Annotated in this window: 22 protein-coding genes; 5 read left to right on the top strand and 17 right to left on the bottom strand. The window is 71.2% G+C overall.

Annotation, left to right across the window (positions count from 1 at the left end; all coding sequences use genetic code 11):
• Window positions 1-7 precede the first annotated feature (7 nt).
• The 7 genes from OG718_RS10075 to OG718_RS10045 all read right to left on the bottom strand — a co-directional run bounded on the left by OG718_RS10075 (window position 8) and on the right by OG718_RS10045 (window position 9,301).
• Complete coding sequence (locus OG718_RS10075) at window positions 8-1,273, bottom strand: damage-control phosphatase ARMT1 family protein (protein ID WP_328843951.1); 1,266 nt, start codon at window positions 1,271-1,273, stop codon at window positions 8-10.
• Between the two features lie 95 nt (window positions 1,274-1,368).
• On the bottom strand, window positions 1,369-2,160 hold the full coding sequence (locus OG718_RS10070) for an MBL fold metallo-hydrolase (RefSeq protein WP_328843950.1): 792 nt from the start codon (window positions 2,158-2,160) through the stop codon (window positions 1,369-1,371).
• A 140-nt stretch (window positions 2,161-2,300) separates the two neighbouring features.
• A complete protein-coding gene (locus OG718_RS10065) occupies window positions 2,301-3,098 on the bottom strand; it encodes an alpha/beta hydrolase (protein ID WP_143641100.1) in 798 nt (265 codons plus the stop codon).
• 19 nt (window positions 3,099-3,117) lie between these two features.
• Window positions 3,118-3,972, bottom strand: coding sequence for an alpha/beta fold hydrolase (locus tag OG718_RS10060; protein WP_143641101.1), 855 nt, complete (start codon window positions 3,970-3,972; stop codon window positions 3,118-3,120).
• A gap of 121 nt (window positions 3,973-4,093) precedes the next feature.
• Window positions 4,094-4,918, bottom strand: a complete 825-nt coding sequence (locus OG718_RS10055; RefSeq protein WP_143641102.1) for an alpha/beta fold hydrolase — start codon at window positions 4,916-4,918, stop codon at window positions 4,094-4,096.
• A gap of 97 nt (window positions 4,919-5,015) precedes the next feature.
• Window positions 5,016-7,763: a helix-turn-helix transcriptional regulator gene (locus tag OG718_RS10050; RefSeq protein ID WP_328843949.1), complete on the bottom strand. Its 2,748-nt coding sequence runs from the start codon at window positions 7,761-7,763 to the stop codon at window positions 5,016-5,018.
• Window positions 7,764-7,885: 122 nt separating this feature from the next.
• Window positions 7,886-9,301: a S1 family peptidase gene (locus OG718_RS10045; RefSeq protein ID WP_328843948.1), complete on the bottom strand. Its 1,416-nt coding sequence runs from the start codon at window positions 9,299-9,301 to the stop codon at window positions 7,886-7,888.
• A gap of 299 nt (window positions 9,302-9,600) precedes the next feature.
• On the opposite strand from OG718_RS10045, the gene OG718_RS10040 reads away from it, so the two are divergent.
• Window positions 9,601-10,593 (top strand): alpha/beta fold hydrolase, encoded by a 993-nt coding sequence (locus OG718_RS10040; RefSeq protein WP_143641105.1) that lies wholly within the window; start codon window positions 9,601-9,603, stop codon window positions 10,591-10,593.
• On the opposite strand, the gene OG718_RS10035 is transcribed toward OG718_RS10040, so the two are convergent.
• Entirely contained in the window at window positions 10,583-11,242 is a 660-nt protein-coding gene (locus tag OG718_RS10035; protein ID WP_328843947.1) for a response regulator transcription factor, read from the bottom strand. The genes OG718_RS10040 and OG718_RS10035 overlap by 11 nt on opposite strands.
• On the bottom strand, window positions 11,239-12,456 hold the full coding sequence (locus OG718_RS10030; protein ID WP_328843946.1) for a sensor histidine kinase: 1,218 nt from the start codon (window positions 12,454-12,456) through the stop codon (window positions 11,239-11,241). The genes OG718_RS10035 and OG718_RS10030 overlap by 4 nt, the downstream gene beginning before the upstream one ends.
• Before the next feature lie 133 nt (window positions 12,457-12,589).
• Here OG718_RS10030 and OG718_RS10025 point away from each other — a divergent pair, with 133 nt between their 5' ends.
• Both OG718_RS10025 and OG718_RS10020 read left to right on the top strand, forming a co-directional pair.
• Window positions 12,590-13,498, top strand: a complete 909-nt coding sequence (locus OG718_RS10025) for an ABC transporter ATP-binding protein (RefSeq protein WP_143641108.1) — start codon at window positions 12,590-12,592, stop codon at window positions 13,496-13,498.
• Window positions 13,495-14,367, top strand: coding sequence for an ABC transporter permease (locus OG718_RS10020; protein ID WP_328843945.1), 873 nt, complete (start codon window positions 13,495-13,497; stop codon window positions 14,365-14,367). Before OG718_RS10025 ends, OG718_RS10020 begins: the two co-directional genes overlap by 4 nt.
• A gap of 56 nt (window positions 14,368-14,423) precedes the next feature.
• Here OG718_RS10020 and OG718_RS10015 read toward each other — a convergent pair whose 3' ends face one another.
• From OG718_RS10015 to OG718_RS10000, 4 genes are all read right to left on the bottom strand, one after another.
• Entirely contained in the window at window positions 14,424-14,954 is a 531-nt protein-coding gene (locus OG718_RS10015) for a hypothetical protein (protein WP_143641109.1), read from the bottom strand.
• A 20-nt stretch (window positions 14,955-14,974) separates the two neighbouring features.
• Window positions 14,975-15,859: an oxidoreductase gene (locus OG718_RS10010; RefSeq protein WP_328843944.1), complete on the bottom strand. Its 885-nt coding sequence runs from the start codon at window positions 15,857-15,859 to the stop codon at window positions 14,975-14,977.
• A 126-nt stretch (window positions 15,860-15,985) separates the two neighbouring features.
• Complete coding sequence (locus OG718_RS10005) at window positions 15,986-16,750, bottom strand: class F sortase (protein ID WP_143641111.1); 765 nt, start codon at window positions 16,748-16,750, stop codon at window positions 15,986-15,988.
• A complete protein-coding gene (locus tag OG718_RS10000) occupies window positions 16,737-17,375 on the bottom strand; it encodes a hypothetical protein (protein ID WP_328843943.1) in 639 nt (212 codons plus the stop codon). Before OG718_RS10000 ends, OG718_RS10005 begins: the two co-directional genes overlap by 14 nt.
• Window positions 17,376-17,569: 194 nt before the next feature.
• Between OG718_RS10000 and OG718_RS09995 the strand changes: the two genes are divergently transcribed.
• On the top strand, window positions 17,570-17,956 hold the full coding sequence (locus OG718_RS09995) for a PPOX class F420-dependent oxidoreductase (protein ID WP_143641113.1): 387 nt from the start codon (window positions 17,570-17,572) through the stop codon (window positions 17,954-17,956).
• On the opposite strand, the gene OG718_RS09990 is transcribed toward OG718_RS09995, so the two are convergent.
• Window positions 17,942-18,412 carry a GNAT family N-acetyltransferase gene (locus OG718_RS09990; protein ID WP_328843942.1) on the bottom strand — a complete coding sequence of 157 codons (471 nt, stop codon included), beginning with the start codon at window positions 18,410-18,412 and terminating at the stop codon, window positions 17,942-17,944. The two genes, OG718_RS09995 and OG718_RS09990, sit on opposite strands and share 15 nt — an antisense overlap.
• Before the next feature lie 168 nt (window positions 18,413-18,580).
• Between OG718_RS09990 and OG718_RS09985 the strand changes: the two genes are divergently transcribed.
• The gene (locus OG718_RS09985; RefSeq protein WP_223064948.1) at window positions 18,581-19,087 is read left to right on the top strand and encodes a VOC family protein; all 507 of its coding nucleotides are present in this window, start codon (window positions 18,581-18,583) and stop codon (window positions 19,085-19,087) included.
• 36 nt (window positions 19,088-19,123) lie between these two features.
• On the opposite strand, the gene OG718_RS09980 is transcribed toward OG718_RS09985, so the two are convergent.
• From OG718_RS09980 to OG718_RS09970, 3 genes are all read right to left on the bottom strand, one after another.
• Complete coding sequence (locus OG718_RS09980; protein ID WP_328843941.1) at window positions 19,124-19,852, bottom strand: DUF4142 domain-containing protein; 729 nt, start codon at window positions 19,850-19,852, stop codon at window positions 19,124-19,126.
• A 181-nt stretch (window positions 19,853-20,033) separates the two neighbouring features.
• Window positions 20,034-20,846, bottom strand: coding sequence for an SAM-dependent methyltransferase (locus tag OG718_RS09975; protein WP_143641116.1), 813 nt, complete (start codon window positions 20,844-20,846; stop codon window positions 20,034-20,036).
• A 187-nt stretch (window positions 20,847-21,033) separates the two neighbouring features.
• Window positions 21,034-21,387, bottom strand: coding sequence for a hypothetical protein (locus OG718_RS09970; protein WP_328843940.1), 354 nt, complete (start codon window positions 21,385-21,387; stop codon window positions 21,034-21,036).
• Between the last annotated feature and the right edge of the window lie 221 nt (window positions 21,388-21,608).

Genomic DNA, 21,608 nt, shown 5'->3' with positions numbered 1-21,608 from the left:
GGAACGCTCACGCGCCGAACTGGACCAGGGCGTGCGTCCCGCTCGTGCGCCACACTTCTTCACCGGCGTCCAGCTCCGCCAGCACTTGGGGTGGGAGTCCGGTCACGACGTCCGACTTGAGCGTCCGCAGCGCCGCCACGGGACCTGGGAAGTACGCGGTGGCCTCGGCGAACGGTGTCGTGGCCGGCCAGTGGCGGTCGCCCACCAGGCGGCGGTAGTTGAGGTCGCCCTTCATCACGGTGAGCGTGGCGGACGCGAAGTCCTCCCGGAGATCGGAAGGCATCCGCTCGTAGGGATGCGGCGCGCAGGAGAACGGGTGGGTGCGCAGGATCAGCCGACCGCTGCTGACAGCCTGTCGCAGCCGCTCGCCGACCTCCGTCGCGTGTCCGGATGCCCCGGTCATACGGTCGAGACAGGCCAAGGTGTCGGTGGTGGTCGCGTCGGAGACGTAGTACGGGTACGGCTTGAGGTGCAGGACGACGGTGGCCGCCCGCCGCGTGGTCAGGAGATGGTCGGCGAGGACGAGGTCGGGAAGCAGCTCGGGGCCGGCGTTGTCGGCGACCAGACAGACCTTTCCGGGTTCGCCGGCTTCGAGGGTCTCCAGGAGGGCGGGGGAGTCGTCGACGACGAGACCCGTCACGCGCTCGCCCAACCCCTCGGCGCCCGCGGACAGTTGGAAGCCGAGATCGGCCCGGTTGCCCCAGAGGGAGGAGAGCAGGAGCGTGCGGTCCTGCTCCTCCGCCGGGAGTCCGGGCAGGCGGTCGAGCGCGACCAGCTCCTCGTCGACCTTGGAGCTCGTGAGTTCGGCGTTCTTGAACGGGGCGAAGGGGTCGATGCCCTGCCACGGTCCCGGCGTGAAGTGGCCCAGGGCGGCCAGGAGTTTGCGGTAGAAGAGGCTCTCCGCCCACAGGAACGGTACCTCCGGCCAGCGCTGCCCGTAGTAGGGCTCGTCCGCCCACCGCTCGGCGCCGGGCTCGCTGTCGTCGAGCCGCTCGATGACCCCCTTGGTGATCTCCTCCAGGAGGGAGTCCAGCGCGCGCTGCTGCTCGGGCGGATACGGGGTGGCCCGCCGTACGCGCTCGATGAGGGCCGGGTGCCGCTCGTCGAGCACGCTCCGGGCGAAGGAGCCGGGGGAGCTGACGATGACGGGGGCACGGTCCTCGGCGGAAGCGGAAGCGGAAGCGGAAGCGGAAGCGGAAGCGGAAGCGGTGGCGGCGGCAGCGCCAGTGGCGTGGCCGGGGGCTCGGCCGGGGCTGTGACTGGGGTGCGTCATGCCCCCCAGTAAACCGTCCGCGCTTCCCGGCGGACGGGAGCGGGGACGGATGCGCCGTGGACCGCCGGGCCGAAGGAACCCTCCCGGTCCGGGCGTCACACCGTGACGTCCAAGGCCTTTCCGGTGGGCAGCCAGCGGAAGCGGTTACGGATGTCGGCCGGAGCACCGGCGAGTTCCGCCTCGATGGCGGTCCGGCCCTCCCGGAAGTGGCCCCAGCCCTCGTAGTGCACGGGCAGGACCGTGTGCGCCCGGAGCTCACCGCACAGGCTGACGGCCTGCGCCGCGTTCATCGTGTAGCGCACAGGGCCCGTCAGCGGGAAACGGACACTGCCCAGATGCAACAGGGCGGTGCCCACGTCCAGACGGCGGGCCACCTCCCGTACGCCCTCGTACAGGACGGTGTCGCCGGAGACCCACAGCACGCCGTGCCGCTGGCCCTCCCAGCGGAGCGCGAAGCCGATGACGTCACCGGTGACCGGCCGGGACAGCGGCGGGCCATGTCGGGCCGGAGTCGCCGTGACGTCGATCGCCGGGCGTCCGGGTGCCTCCAGCCGCGTGCTCGTCCAGGCCGCGAGACCACGCGCGTTGCCACCGAGCCTTCCCGCCCCGGACGGCGTGGTGAGTACGGTGCCGACGCCCGGCAGCAGGGCACGTCCCGCCGTGTCCAGGTTGTCGCCGTGGTGGTCGTGGGTCAGCAGGACGGCGTCGATCGGCGGCAGGTCCGCGACGGCGAGGGCGGGGCCCGCCAGCTTGCGGGAGGAGGTGCCCCAGCCGAACGCGTAGCGGCCGCCCGGCGGATCGAACGTCGGGTCGGTCAGCAGCCTCCAGCCGTCGATCTCGATCAGCGTGGTCGGACCGCCGATGTGCGTGACACGGACCTCGGTCATGCGGTGACCCCCTCCGAGGGCATGCGGTGATCCCTTCCGATCCGATCCGATCCGGTCTCTGTCGGTTTCTGTCGGTTTCTGTCCGTCTCTTACGGCGGCCCGGGGCGGCCCGTGCGGTCGCCCCGGGCGCATTGCGTGCCCTACCTGGCGTGTTCCACGGCCCAGGACAGCGCGTGGTCGGCGATCTCCTCCCAGCCGGGCGAGGCCGGCATGAGGTGCGGCTGTCCCGGATACACCCTGACCTCGGTGACGGTCTTCGACTTGTAGTGCTTGGCGTTGGACTGCTGCACCTTCGGCGGCATCAGATGGTCCTCCTCGCCGGAGAGGAACAGCAGCGGGGCCCGGTCGTCGTTGTGGTAGTTGACCCAGATGTCCTGGTGGCCGGGCTGGAGGTTGGCCAGCACGCTGTTCCACAGGATGCGGCCCGAGGCGGGGATCGCGTACCGCTCGTACAGTGCCCGGGACTCCTCCTCGGGGAACGTGTTGGTGAACGCGTAGTGCCACTGCTCGAAGGTGAGGCCGACCGCCTTGTGATGGTTGGCGGGGTTCTTGAGCACGGGGAACGTGGACTTCACCTGGCTCGGCGGGGTCACCCGCACTCCCTCGGTGGGCGCGGAGTTGATGGCCACGCCCGCCGCCCCGAAGCCGTGGTCCAGCAGGACCTGGGTGAAGGCCCCGCCCGCGGAGTGGCCGATCAGGACGGGCGGCCTGTCGAGTGCGCGGATCACGTCGGCGAGGCTCTCGACGATCCGGGGCGCGGTGATCGCCTCGATCGGCGTCGGGTCGGCGTTGAGGGACTCGACCTCCACCTCGAACCCGGGGTAGGCGGGCGCGATCACTCGGTAGCCCTGCTTCTCGTAGCGGTCGATCCAGTGTTCCCAGCTGCGGGGCGTGACCCAGAAGCCGTGGATCAGGACGATGGTGTCCGGCTTGCTCATGGGCTTTCCTTCCGGTCGGTCAGCGGGTGGCGAGGTGGGCGGCCAGGATCTGGCGGACGACGACGGCGGGACGGGACATCATCACGACGTGCGAGGCGCCCTTGACCTCGACGACCCTGCTCCCCGCCCGCTGTGCCATGAAGCGCTGCACGGCGGGCGGGATGACCTTGTCGGCGGTCGGGATCACATACCAGGACGGCAGCGACTTCCATGCCGGTGCGCCGCTCCTGCCCGCCAGACCGCCGACGCTGCCCGGGCGTTGGGCGGCCGCCATCAGCCGTGTCTCGGAGCGCGGCAGATCGCCGGCGAAGACCTCGCGGAACTTCGCCGGGTCGATGTAGCCGTCGAGGCCGGGATCGCCGGCGGGCGCGTCCGCGGGCAGCGGGAACGGGCGGGTCACCAGGGCGCCTGGCAGCTGACTGCCCGGGAACTGCTCGGCCAGCTGCAGCGCGCTCTCGCCCTCGTCGGGGGCGAACGCGGCGACGTACACCAGCGCCTTGACGTTCGTGTGGCCGCGCCCGGCGTTGGTGATGACCTCGCCGCCGTAGGAGTGTCCGACCAGGATGACCGGGCCGGGGATCGTGTCGACGATGCTGGAGACGTACGCGGAGTCGCCGGCCAGGGTGCGCAGCGGGTTCGCGGCGGCGATGACCGGGAAACCGGCGTCCTGCAGTCCGGCCATGGTCTTGTACCAGCCGGACGCGTCGGCGAACACGCCGTGGACCAGGACGACGGTCGGCTTGGCACCGCCGGCCGCGGGTCTGCCTCCGGCTGCCGACGCGGAGGGCAGCGCGCCGCCGAGGCCGAGCGCGCCGGTGCCGGCCGCGAGCATGCCGCCGAGGACACGGCGGCGGGGGTGACGTTCGGACGTCATGTGAAGAGCTCCTTCTGGGTCGGGGCATGTCGGTGACTGGGCATGCGGACGGAGCTTCGGGAGTGCCTCAAGGCGCCCCACTGGTACGTGAGTTGCGCCGCACGGGTGCTCGCGAGGTGCCTCAGGAACTGAGGAACTCCAGCAGATCGGCGTTGAGTTGTTCCTTGTGGGTGTCGGTGATGCCGTGCGGCGCGCCCGGATAGACCTTGAGCGACGCGTTCTTGATCCGGGCGGCGGAGGCCTTGCCGCCCACCTCGAAGGGCACGACCTGGTCGTCGTCGCCGTGGATGACGAGCGTGGGCACGTCGAAGGCGTCCAGGTCGGCTCGGAAGTCGGTGGCGGAGAAGGCCGCGATGCACTCGTACGCGTTCCGGTGCCCGGACTGGAGCCCCTGGAGCCAGAACGCGTCGCGGACCCCCTGGGACGGGCCTGCGCCCGGCCGGTTGCCGCCGAAGAACGGCCCGTCGGCCAGGTCGCGGTAGAGCTGCGAGCGGTCGGCGATCGAGCCGGCGCGGATCGCGTCGAACACCTCGACCGGTACACCGTCCGGGTTGTCGTCGGTCTTGAGCATGAACGGCGGTACGGCGGAGACGAGTACGAGCTGGGCGAGCCGGGCGGTGCCGTGCCGGCCGACGTAACGGGCCACCTCGCCGCCGCCGGTGGAGAACCCGACGAGCGTCGCGTCCCGCAGATCGAGCGCGTCGACGAGCGTGGCGAGATCGTCGGCGTACGTGTTCATCTCGTTGCCGAGCCAGGTCTGCGTGGAGCGGCCGTGGCCACGGCGGTCGTGGGCGATGACGCGGAAGCCGTTCGAGGCGAGGAACAGCTGCTGCGCCTCCCAGCTGTCCGCGTTCAGGGGCCACCCGTGGCTGAGCACGACCGGGCGGCCCTGTCCCCAGTCCTTGTAGTGGATCCGTGCACCGTCGGAGGCGGTCACGTACGGCATGGGGGGTGCTCCCGTCTGTGGGTTCGTTCCGACCGCCCGATCGTCCGGCGGGGCAGGTCGTCCTCGAATCCCGTGGAGCGCGTAGTCGTGAACCCGTTCAGAGGTCCGGGGTGCGGGCGAGCTGGCGCCGGGACGTGACGTCGAGCTTCCGGAAGATCTTCCTGAGGTGGTAGTCGACGGTGCTCGCGCTGATGAACAGTTGGGCGGCGATCTCGGCGTTGGTCGCGCCCGACCTGGCGAGACGGGCGATCGTGAGCTCCTGCGGGGTCAGCGCGTCGGTCGTCCCCGCCGCACCGCGTCTGGGGTGCTCGCCGGTGGCGGCGAGTTCCTGGGCGGCACGGGCGGCGTAACCCATGGCACGCATGGCGTCGAACATCGCGACGGCCGTGCGCAGTTGCTCACGGGCGTCCTTGCGGCGCTTGCGGCGGCGCAGCCACTCGCCGTACAGCAGATGGGCGATGGCGAGATCGGAACGGGCCCGGGTGCCCGACAGCAGGGTGATCGCCTCGCGGTACAGGGCTTCCGCCTCGCTCGTGGCGGCGAGCAGGGCCCGCGAGCGCGCCAGCAGTCCCAGTGCCCAGGGGGTGCCGGAGGCGGAGGCCCGGGATGTCAGCGTGCGCAGGGCCGCCGTGGCCAGGACGCGGTCGCCGCAGCGTACGGCTGCCTCGACCAGGTGAGGGAGCAGCCGGGAGTGCACCCCGAGGACGTCGTGCTCGATCAGTTCATGGGTGGTGCTGCGGGCCTGGGCGTAGTTGCCGCGGCTCAGGGCCAGGACGACCATGCCGATGCGGGCGATGGACTCGACAGCGCCGTTGCCCAGCCAGGTGCCGGACCCCATCGACCCGTCCAGGACCGCGGGGAGGTCGTCGAGTTCACCGTGCCAGGCGAGCAGTTCGGGATGGCGGTAGATGGCCCACATGTCGTCCGTGGCGCCGATCGCCGCGCGGATCTGGCTTCCCTCGGCACGCAGTTCGTCGGCGGCCGTCAGTTCGCCGAGGTTGGTTTCCGACATCACCGCGCAGTAGAGGGCGATGTCGAGCTGCATCAGGGCGCCGGTCGCGCGGGCGGCGTCCGCGGCCCGCAGGATCACGGCAGAGTGCGTCACCTCGTCCCACAGCATCATCGAGAGGGTGACGACGGGCATGTAGCCCCGCAGCACCTGCTCGTCGGGGGTGCGCGGGTCCAGCAGCACCGCGCAGGCCCGCCGTACGTGGGGCACGGCGCGTTCGTAGCCCTCGGTGGCCAGGACGGCGAACGCGCGCAGCGCCAGGTCGATGCCGGTCGCGTTCCCGGTGCGGGGCACCAGGCCTTCGATGGCCCGGGCGATCTCCGCCACCGTGGTGTCCCGCATGAGGTGTTCCGCGGTGATGGCACGCTCCACCGCTCTCAGCAGCGCTTCGCGGGCGAGCTCCGGCGCTCCACCGGCGAGGAAGGGCACGGCACGCAGACACAGTGCGGGAGCCCGCGCGAACGAGTCCGCGTCGCCCAGCGCGATGATCGTGTGCGCCCGGACCAGCAGGGCCCGGCCCCGGCCGACGTCGCCGAGCAGATCCACGTCGATCCCGTCGAGCAGCGACTCCGCCTGCAACGGCGCCCCGGCGCGCAGCGCGGCCTCGGCCGCCGAGAGCAGCCGCCCGGCCCGGACCTTGCCCTCGGGTGTCAGCTCGGCGGCCCGGGTCAGGTAGGTGGCGCGGGCGGCGTACCCGCCGCGGGAACCCGCACGGTCGGCCGTCCACTCCAGTTCGGCGGCGACATCGGCGTTCGGGCCGATCGCGGCCGCGGCGAGATGCCAGGCCCGGCGATCGGTGTCGGCCGGGCGGTCGGTGACCTCGGCGAGCGCCCGGTGCGCCCGTCTTCGCTCGGCACCGGTGGCTGCGCCGTACACCGCCGACCGCACGAGCGGGTGCCGGAACTCCGCGGCCGAGCGCAGCACCACGAGGCGGGCGGCCTCGGCCGGATCCGACGCCTCGGCACCGATCCCCAGCTGTCGCGCGGCGCTGGTGAGGTAGCCGAGGTCGCCGCTCGGCTCGGCGGCGGCGAGCAGCAGCCACGTGCGTGCGGACCCCGGCAGTTCCCGGACCCGCTGAAGATAGTGCGCCTCCAACCTGCTGCCCACGGGCAGGGGTTCGGGCAGCGCGAGCCCGCCGGAGAGCTGGTCGGCGGAGAGTTCGAGACCGAGGTCTGTCAGCGCGAGCGGGTTCCCGGCGGTCGCGGCCACGATCCGCGCCGCGACCCGGGCATCGAGTTGTCCGGGCACGGCCTCCCGCAGCAGCTCCAGCGCGAACGGCTCCTCCAGACCGGCGACTTCGGTGACGGGCAGGCCGGCGGGTACGTCGAATCCGGTCCGCGCGGCGAACAGCAGGCCGACGCCCTCCGCGTGCACCCGGCGGCCCACGAAGGCGAGCACGCCGAGGGACTCCTCGTCGAGCCACTGCGCGTCGTCGACGAGCGCAAGCACGGGCCGCCGTTTCGCGGTCTCGGCGAGCAGGGTGAGCGTCGCGTGCCCCACCAGAAACCCGTCCGGGGGCGGTCCTTCGGCCAGCCCGCACGCCACCCGCAGCGCCGTGTGCTGGGTCACGGGCAGGACGCCGGGTTCCTTGAGCCCGTCCAGCAAGGGGACGAGCAGCCGATGCAGCGCGGCGAACGGGAAACCTGACTCCGCCTCCACGCCCACCGCCCGCAGCACCCGCAGTTCGGCGGCCTCGGTCACCGCGTGCTCCAGCAGGACGGTCTTGCCGATACCGGCGTCGCCCCGCAGCACCACCACACCGCTGAGCCCTTCGCGCAACTCCCTGACGAGCAGATCGAGTTGACCGCGTTCCCGGGCTCGCCCCTTGAGAGTCATGTCGAACGATTGAACCAGCGCCACGGGCACGATGGACGACAATGGGCACTATCGACTGTTTCAGTTATGTGAACCGGTATATGTGCGGGGATCCAGCCATGGCGGATCGCAGCCGGCCGCCGTCAGCCCCAGCTCTGCGAGTACTGGTTGCGGTACCGCCTGCGTCCGCGTTCCGAGCGGATTCGCAGGGCCACCAGGGCGACCAGGCTGCCCGCGATGACGAACAGTCCGGGACCGAGGTTCCTGAAGTCCGCGACCCGCTCGAGCGCCGAGGCCAGGCTGTCGCTCTGACCCTCGGACGCCGATCCTCCCCCTGCCCCGGGCAGGACCGCTCCGCCGGGAGCGGTCGAGGACGTGCCGGGAGGGGTCGCCGCGTCCGCGCCGCTGTTGGCGCTGCCCGTGTTCCCCGTGCTCCCGGAGGAGGGGGTCGCCTGGCCGCCCGCCCCGGGTTCGGTCACCAGCTTCACGCCGAGCGAGTCGAGCGCCTTGGTGACCGGCTGGAAGAACGTCGTACCGCCGCTCTGGCAGTCACCGTTGCCGCCCGAGGTGATGCCCATGGCCAGCCCGTCGGCGAACATCGGGCCGCCGCTGTCGCCCGGTTCGGCGCACACCGTGGTCTCGACGAGCCCGCTCACCGTGCCCTGCGGGTAGTTCACGGTGGCGTTTAACCCGGTCACCTCGCCGGACTGGAGCCCGGTCGTGCTGCCGCTGCGGAACACCTTCTGTCCGACGGCGGCGTCGGCCGCTCCGATGATCCGTATGCCCTCGCCGTTGCCGACGGCCACGAGGTCGGCGCCGCTGAGCGTCGTGCCCGGGCCGTACTGCACGAGCGAGAAGTCACCGCCGGGGAACGAGCCGGACACGGTCGCTCCGACCTGCTGGTTTCCCTGCTGGTCCGAGAACCACGTCGTGCCCACCGGCCCGCAGTGACCCGCCGTGAGAATGAAGTTGGCCTGTCCGTTGGTCACGTTGAAGCCCGCCGAACAGCGTCCGGCGCTGGCGAAGAGCGGCGACGCGCCGTTCACCCGCGGGGTGAACGTGCCCTCGATGCGTTCCATCCGTACCGACTTGCCGAGGCTCTCGGCGACCTTGGCCAGCCGGTCCCACTCGGCCGCGGAGACGGTGGTGTCGGCTCGGACCACCACCTGGTTGGAGGCGTAGTCCATCGACCACGAGGTGCCGGCCACCTTCGGCGCGTCCTTGAGGGTGTCGGTGGCGGAGCGCAGATCCTTCATGGCGTAGCGGACGACCTTGGGGACGGCACCCGCGCCACGTACGTCGGCCGCCGCCTCCTCGTCGGTCACCGCGACGACCGGGCGCCCCTTCGCGTCGATCCAACTGCCCGCCGTACGCGAGGTGCCCAGCTCGGTGACCAGCTCCTGGCCGGTCCGGGCAGCCCGGGTCTGGGCGTTCGGAGCCTTCGGATCGTCCGACGTCTCGTTTGCCACGGCATGCGAGACCATCAGCCCCCCGCACACCAATCCGCCGATTGCGGCGAACCGTGCGATCCGCTGAACGTTCCGTCGTGCATGCCTCATCCACGGCTCCCGTGCGACTGTCCTGACACAGCGTCACTGCTGTGGGCGCTTCCGTTAGGTGAACGCCCTCCTTCAGTACGTGGCGCCGCTCGGTCTGGTTCACCGGCCCGGCCGAGTGTTCGGAGTCGGCGTGAACTCGCCTGTAACCGCGACCGTCCCGCCGGACATGGGCCGGCGCCACAGACAGCCGGGGTGGTGTGCCCCATCAGTGCGTTGTTGCCGAAACGGCAACGTCCCTCGCACCCTCCCGGAACCGGCGCCATGATCGGAATCAGTGCTTTCCAGCCCGAGGAGGACCCATGCCGCAGTCCGTCGACCCGTTCACCCCGGCAGGCGCCCAGCATCGACTGGTGGACGTCCCCGGCGGCCGTATCCACCTCGTGGAACAGGGCACCGGCCCTCTGGTCCTGCTGGTCCACGGCTTTCCCGAGCTCTGGTACTCGTGGCGCCACCAGCTCCCCGCACTCGCCGAGGCGGGCTACCGCGCCGTCGCCATCGACGTACGCGGCTACGGGCGGTCGTCGGTACCCGACCCCGTGGAGGCGTACCGCATCGGGGCGCACGTCGAGGACAACGTCGCCGTCGTCCGTGCCCTCGGCGAGGAGACCGCCGTGATCGTCGGCCACGACTGGGGCTCGACCATCGCCGCGGACTCCGCGCTGCTCAGACCCGATGTCTTCGCCGCGGTGGGACTGCTCGGCGTGCCGTACGCGCCGCGGGGCGGGATCCGGCCGACCGACGCCTTCGCCATGATCGGCGGGGACGAGGAGTTCTACGTCCGCTACTTCCAGGAGCCCGGCCGGGCGGAGTCGGAGATCGAGCCGGACGTACGGGCATGGCTGACGGGCTTCTACGCCACGCTGTCGGCCGACACCATGCCGGAGGAGGGAGAAGCCGGCGTCTTCTTCGTCCCGAAGGGCGGCAAGCTCTCCGACCGGTTCGTGAAGGACCGGCCGTCCTGGCTCTCGGACGACGAACTCGACTTCTGTGCAGGCGAGTTCGAGCGCACCGGATTCACCGGCGCGCTCAACCGCTACCGCAGCATGGACCAGGACTGGGAGGACCTCGCCGAATGGGACGGCGCCCCGATCACCCAGCCGTCGCTCTTCGTCGCGGGCCGGCTCGACGCCTCCATCGCCTGGTTGGCCAGTGCCATCGAGGCGTTCCCCACCACGCTCCCCGGCCTGGTCTCCTCGCACCTCGTCGAGGGCTGCGGCCACTGGGTGCAGCAGGAACGCCCCGAGGAGGTCAACCGGCTGCTGACCACCTGGCTGCGCACCCTCAAGGCGTAGACGAGACCAGCCCCGCCTCGTACGCGATGATGACGAGCCGCACCCGGTCCCGGGCGTCCAGCTTGGCCAGCAGTCGGGTCACATACGTCTTCGCGGTGGCCACGCTGATGGACAGGCGCGCGGCGATCTCGGTGTTGGACAGCCCGTTTCCGATGAGGGTGAGCACCTCGCGCTCGCGGTCGGTGATAGCCAGGGCCGTGCGCGTCGCGGGCGCGGCGGACACCGGCCGGTCTGCGAACTCCCTGATGAGACGGCGTGTCACACTCGGCGCGAGCAGCCCGTCCCCGGTGGCGACGACCCGGATCGCGTCGAGGATGTCGTCCAGGGCCATGTCCTTGACGAGGAATCCGGCCGCGCCCGCGCGCAGCGCCCCGTACAGATAGTCGTCATCGTCGAAGGTCGTCAGCATGATGACCTGGGCCCCGCCGGATCCCTCCGCGATCAGCCGGGTGGCCTCGATGCCGTCCATGCCGGGCATGCGGATGTCCATCACCACCACGTCGGGGCGCTCCGCCCCGGCCAGTGCGACCGCTTCGGCGCCGGTGCCCGCCTCGCCGACGACCTCCAGGCCGGAGGTCTCGGCGATCACCATGCGCAGGGCCGCGCGGACGAGGGGCTGGTCGTCGGCGAGGGCGACCCGGACGGTCATCGCACACCCGCCGGTACGGGCAGCCGAGCCGCCACCCGGAAACCGCCCTCGGGGCGCGGCGCGGCCGAGAACTCCCCGTGCAGCAGACCGACCCGCTCACGCATGCCGAGCAGCCCGTAGCCGGTGGCCGCGGCGCGCCCAGGGCCGTTTCCGCTGTCGACGACCTCGATGGCCAGCTCCTCGTCCCGGCAGTCGACGGTCACCTGACAGGAACGGGTGCCGGCATGGCGTACGACATTGGTGACGGCCTCCTGCACGATGCGGTACGCGGACATGCCGATCTCCGGGGGCAGCGTGTGCCGTTCGCCCTGCCAGCGGACCTCGACACGGACGCCCGCGGCCGTCGTCCGCTCGGCGAGCCGGTCGATGTCGGCGAGACCGGGGGCGGGGGAGGGATCCAGCGGAGTCTCCTCGGGGGCGTGGCCCGGTTCGGCCCGGCGGAGCGCGCCGAGCATCCGGCGCAGGCCGGACAGCGTCTCGCGGCTCGCGTTCTCCACCTCGCCGAGGGCCTCCCGCGCCAGCTCGGGCCGGGTGTCGATGACCCGTCGCGCGGCGCCGGCCTGGAGGGCGACGATGCCGATGGTGTGGGCCACCATGTCGTGCAACTCCCTTGCGATCCGCAGCCGTTCGGCGGTGACGGCCTGGGCGGCGGCCTGGGCGCGCACCTGCTCGGCGTGCACCCGGGACTGGTGCATCGAGTCGCCGATGAGCCAGGCGATGACGGCCGTGAGGGCCACGATCAGCTCGGTCGTGGTTCCGATGGCCCATCCGCTCAGAACCCGGACGGCCAGGAACCCGGCCAGTGTGCAGAGCGCCATGGAGATGGCCACGATCCCGGTCCTGCGTGCCCGGGCCGCCGCGATGAAGTACAGCGTGAGATCGACTGCCAGGAACTGCAGGAGCTGGATCGCACCGACGCTCAGCGCGCTCGTCGCAGCGATGGAACCGGCGAGCATCAGGGCGAGGGCCCACAGCGGGCGACGGCGCATCAGGACGCAGCCGCCCAGCGTCAGGGCGGTGCCCAGCGCGAGAAGTGTCCAGCCCTCCCACTTGGCACTGCTGAGCAGCACGGTGCGATAGGCGTCGGCCTCCTCCTGGCCGGGCAACCGGAAACGCATGAGCATGGTGAGCGCCAGACCTGCACACCAGATCACCGCCGTCCAGACGCCCGGCGGTATGCGCTTGAGCAGGGGAAGTCGTGGTGTGGCGGGCATACGCCGATCCTAATGACGTGAACTGCGCGGGGCATCGGACCGTGGGTGTACACCCGTGGTCGACATCCGCCCCGCGCGATTGTCGGCGCCGGTCCGATGCCGAACCGCCGTGTTGCCGGGGACCGTTGGACCCGTGATCGAAGTCAACGAACTGACGAAGCGATACGGCGACACTACGGCCGTCGACCACCTGAGTTTCACGGTGCGGCCCGGACACGTCACCGGGTTCCTCGGCCCGAACGGCGCAGGGAAGAGCACCACCCTGCGACTCGTCCTCGGCCTCAACGACCCCACCGGCGGATCCGTCACCATCGACGGACGCCGCTTCCGGGACCGCCCGCGCGGTCTGCGCCACGTCGGCGCGCTGCTCGACGCCCACGAGGTGCACGGCGGCCGCAGCGCCCTGGCGCACCTGACCGTCCTGGCCCGTTCCAACCGCATCCCGCGCCGCCGGGTGGACGAGGTACTGGAGGAGGTCGGACTCGCGGGCGCACGGCGGCGCCGGATCGGCGGCTTCTCGCTCGGGATGAAACAGCGGCTGGGCATCGCGGCCGCGCTGCTCGGCGACCCGCCTGTGCTGCTGTTCGACGAGCCCCTCAACGGCCTTGACCCGGAGGGGGTGAAGTGGCTCCGCGGCCTGTTCCACCGGCTGGCCGCCGAGGGCCGCACTGTGCTGGTCTCCAGCCATCTGATGTCCGAGATGGAGAACACCGCCGACCAACTCGTCGTCATCGGCCGCGGCGCGCTGATCGCCGCCGAGAGCCTCACGCAGTTCGCGGCCCGTGGCACCAGCCCGACCGTGACAGTACGGACGCCGGAGCCCGTGGCGCTGACGGCGCTGCTCACGGGGGCGGGAGCGTTGGTCCACCAGGACGCCGACTCGCTGACGGTGACCGGCATGCCCGCGGACCGGATCGGTGAACTCGCCCTCCGGCACCGGGTGCTGCTGCACGAACTCACCACCCGGACCGCCTCCTTGGAGGAGGCCTTCATGGAACTCACCGCCGACAGCGTCGAATACCTCGCGGGAGAAGCCCGATGACCACCACCGACAGGGCCGCTGCCGCCACCACTGCCACTGCCACGGTCGGCCTTGCTCAGGTCACCGAACCCCGCGCCCGGTTCCGCGACCTCGTCGCCGCCGAGTGGATCAAGCTGTGGTCGCTGCGCTCCAACACGTGGGCGTTCGTGATCGGCGCGCTGGCCGTCATCGGGTTCAACGTGGGAACCGCCTGGGACACGTGCCGCTACTGGACGGCGCAGGACGCGGGTTCCCGGGCCGACTTCGTCCGGGACGGGATCCCGCTGGCGATCGCCTTCACGGCGAACGCCGCCATGGTCCTCATGCTCGCCCTCAGCGCCATCGGCGCCACGGCGATCGTGGGCGAGTACAGGACCGGAATGATCCGCATGACGTTCACGGCCGTCCCGGCCCGGCGTTCGGTGATGGCGGCGAAGGTGTGTGTGGTCACGGCCGTCACGACGGTGTTCGGCGCGGTCGTGGCTGTGGCCTCGTTCGGTCTGACCCAGGCCGTTCTGTCCGGCCGGCACATCGGCGTCCCGATCGACCATCCCGGTGCGCTGCGCGTCGTCGTGGCGTCCGCTCTCCTCGCTCCGGTGTCCGCACTCCTCGGCATGGCCCTCGGCACCCTCATCAGGCACAGCGCGGCCACCATGACCGCCAATGTGGTGATCCTCCTGCTGCTGCCCCTGGCCTTCAGCGCCGACCGGCACTGGGCGGCCGTCGCCGACCACGCCCTGCCGGCCGGGGCCTGGACCCGCCTGGTCGACGTCGACCAGCAGCAGGTCGCCTACCCGTGGACGCTGACCGGCGCCTGGACCGTCTACGTGGTCTGGGCCCTGGCCACCGCCGCTGTCGCGGTGACCTCGGTGCAGCGGCGCGACCAATGATCGTCCGGACACGCCGATCACCACAGGCGCGCCGTCACTGCGTACGTGTCTCGTGCTTACGTACGTGTCTCGTGCAGGGCGGTGCGAGCGAGGTCGACGAAGTTCACGACCGACTCCCAGAACGGGCGGTAGCAGTCGCCGAACCGCTGTCCCGCCCCCTCCTCGCCCTCGATCATCGCGCGGAGCGCCCGCCAGTTGTCGCCGGTCGCGAGGCGGAGCCGGTCCGCGGCCGTGGCGGCCTCCGCCGACCCTTCCAGGTCCACCACCCAGACCCGCTGACGCAGCACGGCGTACTCGCCCCGGAGCCGCATCCGCAGATCCTTCAGGGTGGCGAGCCGCTCGTCCGGGTCCTGGATCTGGTCGGCGTCGGTGACCTTCCAGTAGAGGTCTCCCATGCGCTGGGCCTGCTCGATGACGTCCACGTACGCCGATCGCCGGGTCGCCCGGAGCCGGTCCGCCTGTACGGTCGCGGCGGCCGCGTCCGCCTGGATGCGGGCGGCCCGGTAGGTGCCGCGGCTGGTCACCCAGCTTGCGAGCACGGCGGTCCCGGCCGTCAGCGCGGCCACCCACAGTGTGCTGTCCCCCATGTCGAAGAGTTCCTCAACCCTCAGGCGAGCCGGGCGAGTTCGTCGTCCGACAGGCTGATCGCGCCCGCGGCCACGTTCTCCACGAGATGGTCCGGATCGCCGGTGCCCGGGATGGCCAGGACGTGCGGGCCACGGTGCAGTGTCCAGGCCAGCCGGATCTGCGCGGGGGTCGCGTCGTGGGCTTTGGCGATGTCGAGGACCTCGGCCTCGTGGGTGCCGTCGGCGCCCTTCCGGCCGCCCTCCCCGGCTATCGCGAAGAACGGCACGAAGGCGATGCCCTGTTCACCGCAGATCTGCAGGACGTCGTCGCCCATCTCGGTACGGGTGTCCAGGGCGTACCGGTTCTGCACGCAGACCACCGGTGCGATGGACTGCGCCTCGGCGAGCTGCTCGGGGTCGACGTCGGACACGCCGAGGTGGCGGACGAGCCCGGCTTCCCGCAGTGCGGCAAGTGCGCCGAAGTGCTCGGCGATCGAATGGCGCCCGTGCGTCCGCAGGTTCACCACGTCGAGGTGGTCGCGGCCGAGCTGGCGCAGGTTCTCCTCCACCTGGCCGCGCAGCTGCTCGGGCCTGGCCCACGGCAGCCACTCGCCCGACGGATCGCGCCCCGGTCCGACCTTGGTGACGATGACCAGGTCGTCCGGATACGGGGCCAGCGCCGAGTTGACCAGCTCGTTGGCCGAGCGCAGGGACGAGAAGTAGAAGGCTGCGGTGTCGATGTGGTTGACGCCGAGTTCCACCGCGCGCCGGAGCACACCGAGCGACCGGTCGCGGTCGCTCGGCGTGCCCTGGTGGAAGGCGCCGCTCCCGGTCAGCCGCATGGTCCCGAAACCCAGCCGGCTGACCGTGAGGTCGCCGAGCCGCCACGTGCCCGCTGCCGTCGCGTTGATCGTCTCCGAGGTCATCGTCGGAGTCTTGCACGGAGGTTCGGACGATGGGAGCGGACGGCGAAAAGCGATCTTCACGGGCCTTGCGGACGTGGATCGCCGACGTGGACCGCCGACGTGGACCGCAGGCGTGGAGCCGGTCACCTATGCGGGGCGATCCGGTTCGCGCGTCCCGGTCAGATGCGCGAAGACGACCACATTGCTCCGGTAGCCGGTCCTCCGGTCGTACGCCCCGCCGCACGTGATCAGCCGCAGTTCGGGACGCTTTCTGGCGCCGTACACCTCCTGGCTGGGGAACTGCTCCTTGTCGTACGTGCGGACGGCGTCCACCGTGTATACGGCGGTGCGGCCGTCGGCGCGCCGGGCCTCGACGAGCCGGCCGGGAGTCAGTCCGCTGAGGCCGACGAAGACGGCGGGCCCGGTGGCGGTGTCGAGGTGGCCGACCACCACGGCGGTGCCCGCCTCGCCGGGCGAGGGGCCGCCCTCGTACCAGCCGACCAGTTCGGGCTTGTCCACCGGCGGAGTGGTGAGCTGCCGCTTCCCGTCCAGGCGCAGTCCGACGACCGGGGCCTCCAGACCGAGATACGGGATTCTCAGGACCGTCGCCCTGGACCGCGGGAGCGGCCGGGGAACCGGGCCGGGCCGGCGGACGGGAGGCGGCACCCGGACGTGGCCGCGCCGGGGCTCAGGTGTCGCGGCGGCGGAGGGACCCGGGGCTGGGGAACCCGGGGACGCCGTGGCGTCCCCGGGCCGGGCGGCGGGGGCGGCGGCCGGTTCCGGGGGCCGACCGTCGTCCTCGGCCCACCAGATGCCGCCCATCACCAGCGAGAACGCCAGCACGGCCGTCCGCGTCAGACGGTAGGCGCGCGTCCGGTGCCAGGGCCTGGGCGCGCGCCTACGCGGCGCCATTGGGCCGGCGGCGCAGCAACCGGAAGTAGACGAAGCCCGACACTCCGACCAGGCCCAACGCCGCCGCGGCGCCGACCGCCGACACACTCGGTGGCTCGGCGAGACCGCCGCCGCCCGCGGGCACTCCGCCGTTGGGCCCGCCGGGTGTCACGCCCTCGGATCCGCCGGCGGGCGGGGTCTTCTTGCAGTCGACCTTGAACACCTTGTGCTTGCCCGCGCCCTTGCCGTCCACGATCTGCCAGGTGAGCTTGTACTGGCCGTCCGGCAGGGCCAGCAGACCGGTCGTCCGGCCGGTGCCGGTGGGCAGTGCGAGGGTGCCGGTGAGCGTGGCGCTGCCCCGCTTCGCCGGCTGGGGCTCGATGATCCAGGTGACCCCCTGTCCCCGGTCGAAGTTGAAGGCGGCGAGGTAGAACTGGCAGACCTTCGGGTTGTTGCGCTGGTCGGCTTCGGGCGTCGTGTCCGCGTGGATCTTGACGTCGCCGTTGTCACCGGGGGCGGCGAAGGCGGCGGCCGGGGCCCCGAGGAGGGCGGTTCCGGCGAGGGCGAGCGTCGTGAGCGCGGCTGCCCCCGTGCGGGCGCGGGCGGTACGGGCGCGGGTGGTGCGGGGGAGTGGCGAGGCGGGCATGCGAGATCCTCCGAGCGGGATGATTGTCGTACAAATTGACTCTTCGTCTGACTCCCTTTCACATCCCGCGCCGGAAAGCCCGGAGCATCGCTGACGAGGCGTCAGAGATCGCTCGTCCGGCTTAGGATTCCGCCAGCCCAGGATCCCGGCCGGCCGGACTCCCGCCGGGCCCGCCCGCCGCCTAGACTCACCGCGTGGACAACGCAGCGCTGGAGCGGCTCGGTGCCGGCAAATACCTGCTGGTCACCAGCTTTCGGAAGAACGGCACGCCGGTCGCGACCCCGGTGTGGGTGGTCCGCGACGGCGACACGCTCGGAGTCTGGACCGTCGCGGACTCGTGGAAGGTGAAGCGGATCCGCAACCGTGCCGACGTCCTGGTCGGCCCCTGTGACGCCCGCGGCAACCCGACCGGCGAGCAGCTCCCCGCCACCGCCGAGGTCTGCGACCAGGACGTCACCGACCACTATCGCGGTCTCATCGCCCGCAAATACGGCATCAACGGCCGCCTCGTCCTGCTCGGCAGCCGGCTGCGCCGCGGGAAGAAGGGGACGCTCGGCATTCGGGTGTCACTGGTGCCGTAGCCAGACGTAGTCGACGGGCTGTACGGCGTTCCAGGCCTCGGCCAGTTCCGGGCCGACGGGGGCGAAGCCGGCTCCCCGATAGCAGCGCAGAGCCCTGTCGTTGTCCGGGTGCACCCGCATGAACACGTCCGAGTGCCCGGAGCCGCGGGCCTCACCGAGCAGACCCCGGACCAGTACGCGCCCGAGGCCACGACCGCGGGCCGCGGGCGCCACGATGATCCGCGCCAGCTCCACCTCGTCCTCCTCGGCGTCGAACCACAACTCCCCGTACGCGACGGGCCGTTCGTCCTCGACGAGCAGACGAGCCGTCACGTCCGTGTCCTGCTGCCACGCCGCGACGGTCTCACCGGCCACGGGGAACTCCCGCCGCCCGCACCACATCGCGACCTCGATCGCGGAGACCGGCCAGGTCGCCACGGTCGTCGCGTGCGCGGTGCTGAAGGGAAGCAGGTCCATGGTGTGGCTCCGTTCGTTCGCCTCCGCTGCCCCTTGACCGGGCGGAGGGGATGCCTAGAGTGACCGGTGGTTGAACGGCAAATCGTTTTCGCGATGGTGTCGGCGACGCGCCGGCGCCGGCCGTCGTGGCCGACGTCCCGATCCATTGTGTGAGGAGTGTTCGCACACGTGGCGAGCCAGGAGGAGAAACCCTTGGACCTGACGGCGATCGAGACCGAGAGGGCACGGATCCGGGATGCCTATCTTGCCCCGGACAGACGGCCCAGTTCGGCCCGGGGCGTGCACCATGTCGCGCTGCTCTCCGGCGACGTCGAGCGGACGGTGCGCTTCTACCAGGAACTGCTGGAGTTCCCGCTCACGGAGATGTTCGAGAACCGCGACTACAAGGGCTCGACCCACTTCTTCTTCGACATCGGTCACGGCAACCTGCTCGCCTTCTTCGACTTCCCCGGCCTCGATCTCGGCCCGTACGCGGAAGTCCTCGGCGGCCTCCACCACCTGGCCATCTCCGTCGAACCCACCGCCTGGCGCCGTTTGCGCGACCGGCTCGACGCGGCCGGGGTGGACTACCAGGAGGAGAGCGGCACTTCGGTCTACTTCCGCGACCCCGATGGAACCCGCGTCGAGCTGATCGCGGATCCGCTCGGCGAGATGTACGGCACGAGCGTGCGGTGAGTCGCGCGGGACAGCCTGCGGCGCCGCGCCGCAGGCCTACCGCACCGTCGGTGACGGTGTCGGTGAGGTGCTGCCGGACGGCGGATTGAGAGCGACGACCGGCGCTCCTGGCTGGGGCGGGGGCGGCGTGACATCGCCGGCGGGCAGCTTCGGAGGGGTCGTCTCCTGGAAGAGGACCGAGTCGAAGTCGACCAGCCCGGTCTTCTCCAGGACGGAGATGTGGTCCAGGACGGTGTCGTTGGCCTGGTCGGCCAGCTCCCTGACCAGGCTGTTCTCGGTGGTGGCACGGATCTTCGCGACGGTCGGGAAGATCTGGCCGTGGGTCACCCGCAGGATGTTGGCGAGGTCGGTGTCGAACTGCTTGCCGTGGTCCGCGGTCAGGGTCGCCACGAAGCCCTGCTGCTGAGGGGACGCCTGGTTGGGCAGGGTGATCCCCAGCCGGGGAGCGATCAGCCGGCACTCGGCGTCGAGCGCGGCGTGGCCCGAGATCAGGTGCTCGCCCGCCGTCCTGACGGGCTGGGTCGTGCCTTTCGTCAGGGCCAGCTCGCCGGAGGGGAACTCCCACAGCCCGGCGGCGCGCACCTTGACGACGAAATCGCGGTCCGCTTCCGTGAGCGGGCCGGTCGAGGTACGGGCGATGATGCGCGACGAGGAACTCGACGCGTTCTGCACCCCGAGCATCGCGGGATACGCGAGCGCGACGAGGGTCAGCGTCAGACTGCCGACGACGAAGACCGTTCCCGCCACGTTCCGGGACATACGCATGGCTCCTCCTGGCCCATCCGTCCCCGAAGTGGAGTGCTCCGGGAACGCTGCTTTCGCCCCGCGGTGGCGGTGCAGATGCCGGGGAGTACGGCTGCGCCGGTTCAGGAGATCCTTTGGCCCGGGCAAAGACTGAGCCATGGAGGACGGCCCTGGGACCGGCCGGACCTTTACAGGCAGCGGATCACGGCTTGCGGCCGACACCGCCGAGGGCGATCACCTCGGACGGGATCGCGGCGGCGCCCGGGTCGGGCCGCCACTCCGCGAGCGGGACCACACCCGGGTCCAGCAGCTCCAGGCCCTCGAAGAAGCCGGCCAGTTGTTCCGGGCTGCGGAGGAAGTACGGGGCGGCGCCGCTCTCGTTGTAGCGCCGGGTGGCCTCGGCGTTGGCCTTGTGGGTGTCCACGCTGTCGTTGAACGCCAGGAAGCTGCCGGACGGCAGGGCCTCCATCAGCGTGGTCACGATGGAACGCGCCTCGTCGTAGTCGGCGATGTGCCCGCTGACCTGCATCAGGGTGAGCGCCACCGGACGGGTCAGATCCAGCGTCGTGGCCGCCTGCCGCAGGATCGCGTCGGGATCGTGCAGATCCGCGTCGATGTAGTCGGTCACCCCCTGCGGGGTGCTGGTCAGCAGCGCCCGGGCGTGCGCCAGCACCAGCGGGTCGTTGTCGACGTAGACGATGCGTGCCTCGGGGGCCACGCGCTGGGCTATCTGATGCGTGTTGTCCACGGTGGGGAGTCCGGTGCCGACGTCCAGGAACTGCCGGACACCCGCTTCGCCCGCCAGATGACGAACGGCCCGGCCGAGGAAGGCCCGGGAACCCCGGGCGAGTTCCTCGATGCCCGGGAAGAACTCACGGAACGCGTCGCCCACCTGATGGTCGACGGGGTAGTTGTCCTTCCCGCCCAGCCAGTAGTTCCAGATCCGGGCCGAATGCGGCACCGATGTGTCGATCTTCGACCGCTGGCCCGCGGGTGCGGACGAATCGTGAGTCACCGAACAGCCTCCTCAGCACGCGCCGTCGCAAGTCTCACCACACAACGTAGAGCCGCCGCCCCGGCCGCCGGACGGGATCCGGCCAAGTGCCGGGGACAAGGGCCAAGAACAGCGGATCGGGCTCGTGTGTACGGCCGGAAGACGTGCGTCCCCTCCCGTGCCGCCTCCTGTGTCTTCCCCGTGTCTCTCAGCGGAACTCGTGGACGAGCTGGATCTCTCCCACGATGTGGGCATTGAAGTCGTCCAGCTCTTCGGCCGGAACCCACAACTCGAGGATCGTCCGTCCACCGGCCTGCTGGACGGGATACCGGCGCAGGAACTCCGACTCGACCTCGAATCGCGTGACGAACCCGGCGCCATCGTGTTTCACGTTCCAGTCCCGCGCGATCCTGACCGCGTAGTCCTCGTTGAGGACCGGGTAGAAGATCGGCTGCTCGGGGAGACGCGGCGGCCAGGCGCGCCACTTCAGTTCCCTGACCAGATCCAGCTCTTTGGGGCCGACCGGGCGCCAGAGGGTCGTCGTCGCGTGCCGACTGGTCATGAGCGCTGCTCTCCGAATGTGGGAAGCCGCTGAAACGGCTGGTCAGGAGATCGAACGATAGCGGTACGGTCCGCCCGACGGCGACGCGGTTTCCCCGCCCCGGCCGGTCCGCCCATGGCCGTGCGGCCCCTCACGCGACAGCTCACCAATGAATCCCCGACCCCCCAGTGAATTGCTGAAACGGCGCCCGTCGTATTTCTGCGGTACAACGGAAAGGACCG

Source organism: Streptomyces sp. NBC_00258 (assembly GCF_036182465.1).
GTDB lineage: Bacteria > Actinomycetota > Actinomycetes > Streptomycetales > Streptomycetaceae > Streptomyces.
The sequence above is the reverse complement of the archived record's forward strand: the minus strand, read 5'-3'. Positions and strand labels throughout refer to the sequence as shown.

What these genes read in the sequence shown, in the direction of transcription:
- OG718_RS10075 (WP_328843951.1), bottom strand. Translation starts at nt 1,273, where the DNA reads ATGACGCACCCCAGTCACAGCCCCGGCCGAGCCCCCGGCCACGCCACT.
- OG718_RS10070 (WP_328843950.1), bottom strand. Translation starts at nt 2,160, where the DNA reads ATGACCGAGGTCCGTGTCACGCACATCGGCGGTCCGACCACGCTGATC.
- OG718_RS10065 (WP_143641100.1), bottom strand. Translation starts at nt 3,098, where the DNA reads ATGAGCAAGCCGGACACCATCGTCCTGATCCACGGCTTCTGGGTCACG.
- OG718_RS10060 (WP_143641101.1), bottom strand. Translation starts at nt 3,972, where the DNA reads ATGACGTCCGAACGTCACCCCCGCCGCCGTGTCCTCGGCGGCATGCTC.
- OG718_RS10055 (WP_143641102.1), bottom strand. Translation starts at nt 4,918, where the DNA reads ATGCCGTACGTGACCGCCTCCGACGGTGCACGGATCCACTACAAGGAC.
- OG718_RS10050 (WP_328843949.1), bottom strand. Translation starts at nt 7,763, where the DNA reads ATGACTCTCAAGGGGCGAGCCCGGGAACGCGGTCAACTCGATCTGCTC.
- OG718_RS10045 (WP_328843948.1), bottom strand. Translation starts at nt 9,301, where the DNA reads ATGAGGCATGCACGACGGAACGTTCAGCGGATCGCACGGTTCGCCGCA.
- OG718_RS10040 (WP_143641105.1), top strand. Translation starts at nt 9,601, where the DNA reads ATGCCGCAGTCCGTCGACCCGTTCACCCCGGCAGGCGCCCAGCATCGA.
- OG718_RS10035 (WP_328843947.1), bottom strand. Translation starts at nt 11,242, where the DNA reads ATGACCGTCCGGGTCGCCCTCGCCGACGACCAGCCCCTCGTCCGCGCG.
- OG718_RS10030 (WP_328843946.1), bottom strand. Translation starts at nt 12,456, where the DNA reads ATGCCCGCCACACCACGACTTCCCCTGCTCAAGCGCATACCGCCGGGC.
- OG718_RS10020 (WP_328843945.1), top strand. Translation starts at nt 13,495, where the DNA reads ATGACCACCACCGACAGGGCCGCTGCCGCCACCACTGCCACTGCCACG.
- OG718_RS10015 (WP_143641109.1), bottom strand. Translation starts at nt 14,954, where the DNA reads ATGGGGGACAGCACACTGTGGGTGGCCGCGCTGACGGCCGGGACCGCC.
- OG718_RS10010 (WP_328843944.1), bottom strand. Translation starts at nt 15,859, where the DNA reads ATGACCTCGGAGACGATCAACGCGACGGCAGCGGGCACGTGGCGGCTC.
- OG718_RS10005 (WP_143641111.1), bottom strand. Translation starts at nt 16,750, where the DNA reads ATGGCGCCGCGTAGGCGCGCGCCCAGGCCCTGGCACCGGACGCGCGCC.
- OG718_RS10000 (WP_328843943.1), bottom strand. Translation starts at nt 17,375, where the DNA reads ATGCCCGCCTCGCCACTCCCCCGCACCACCCGCGCCCGTACCGCCCGC.
- OG718_RS09990 (WP_328843942.1), bottom strand. Translation starts at nt 18,412, where the DNA reads ATGGACCTGCTTCCCTTCAGCACCGCGCACGCGACGACCGTGGCGACC.
- OG718_RS09980 (WP_328843941.1), bottom strand. Translation starts at nt 19,852, where the DNA reads ATGCGTATGTCCCGGAACGTGGCGGGAACGGTCTTCGTCGTCGGCAGT.
- OG718_RS09970 (WP_328843940.1), bottom strand. Translation starts at nt 21,387, where the DNA reads ATGACCAGTCGGCACGCGACGACGACCCTCTGGCGCCCGGTCGGCCCC.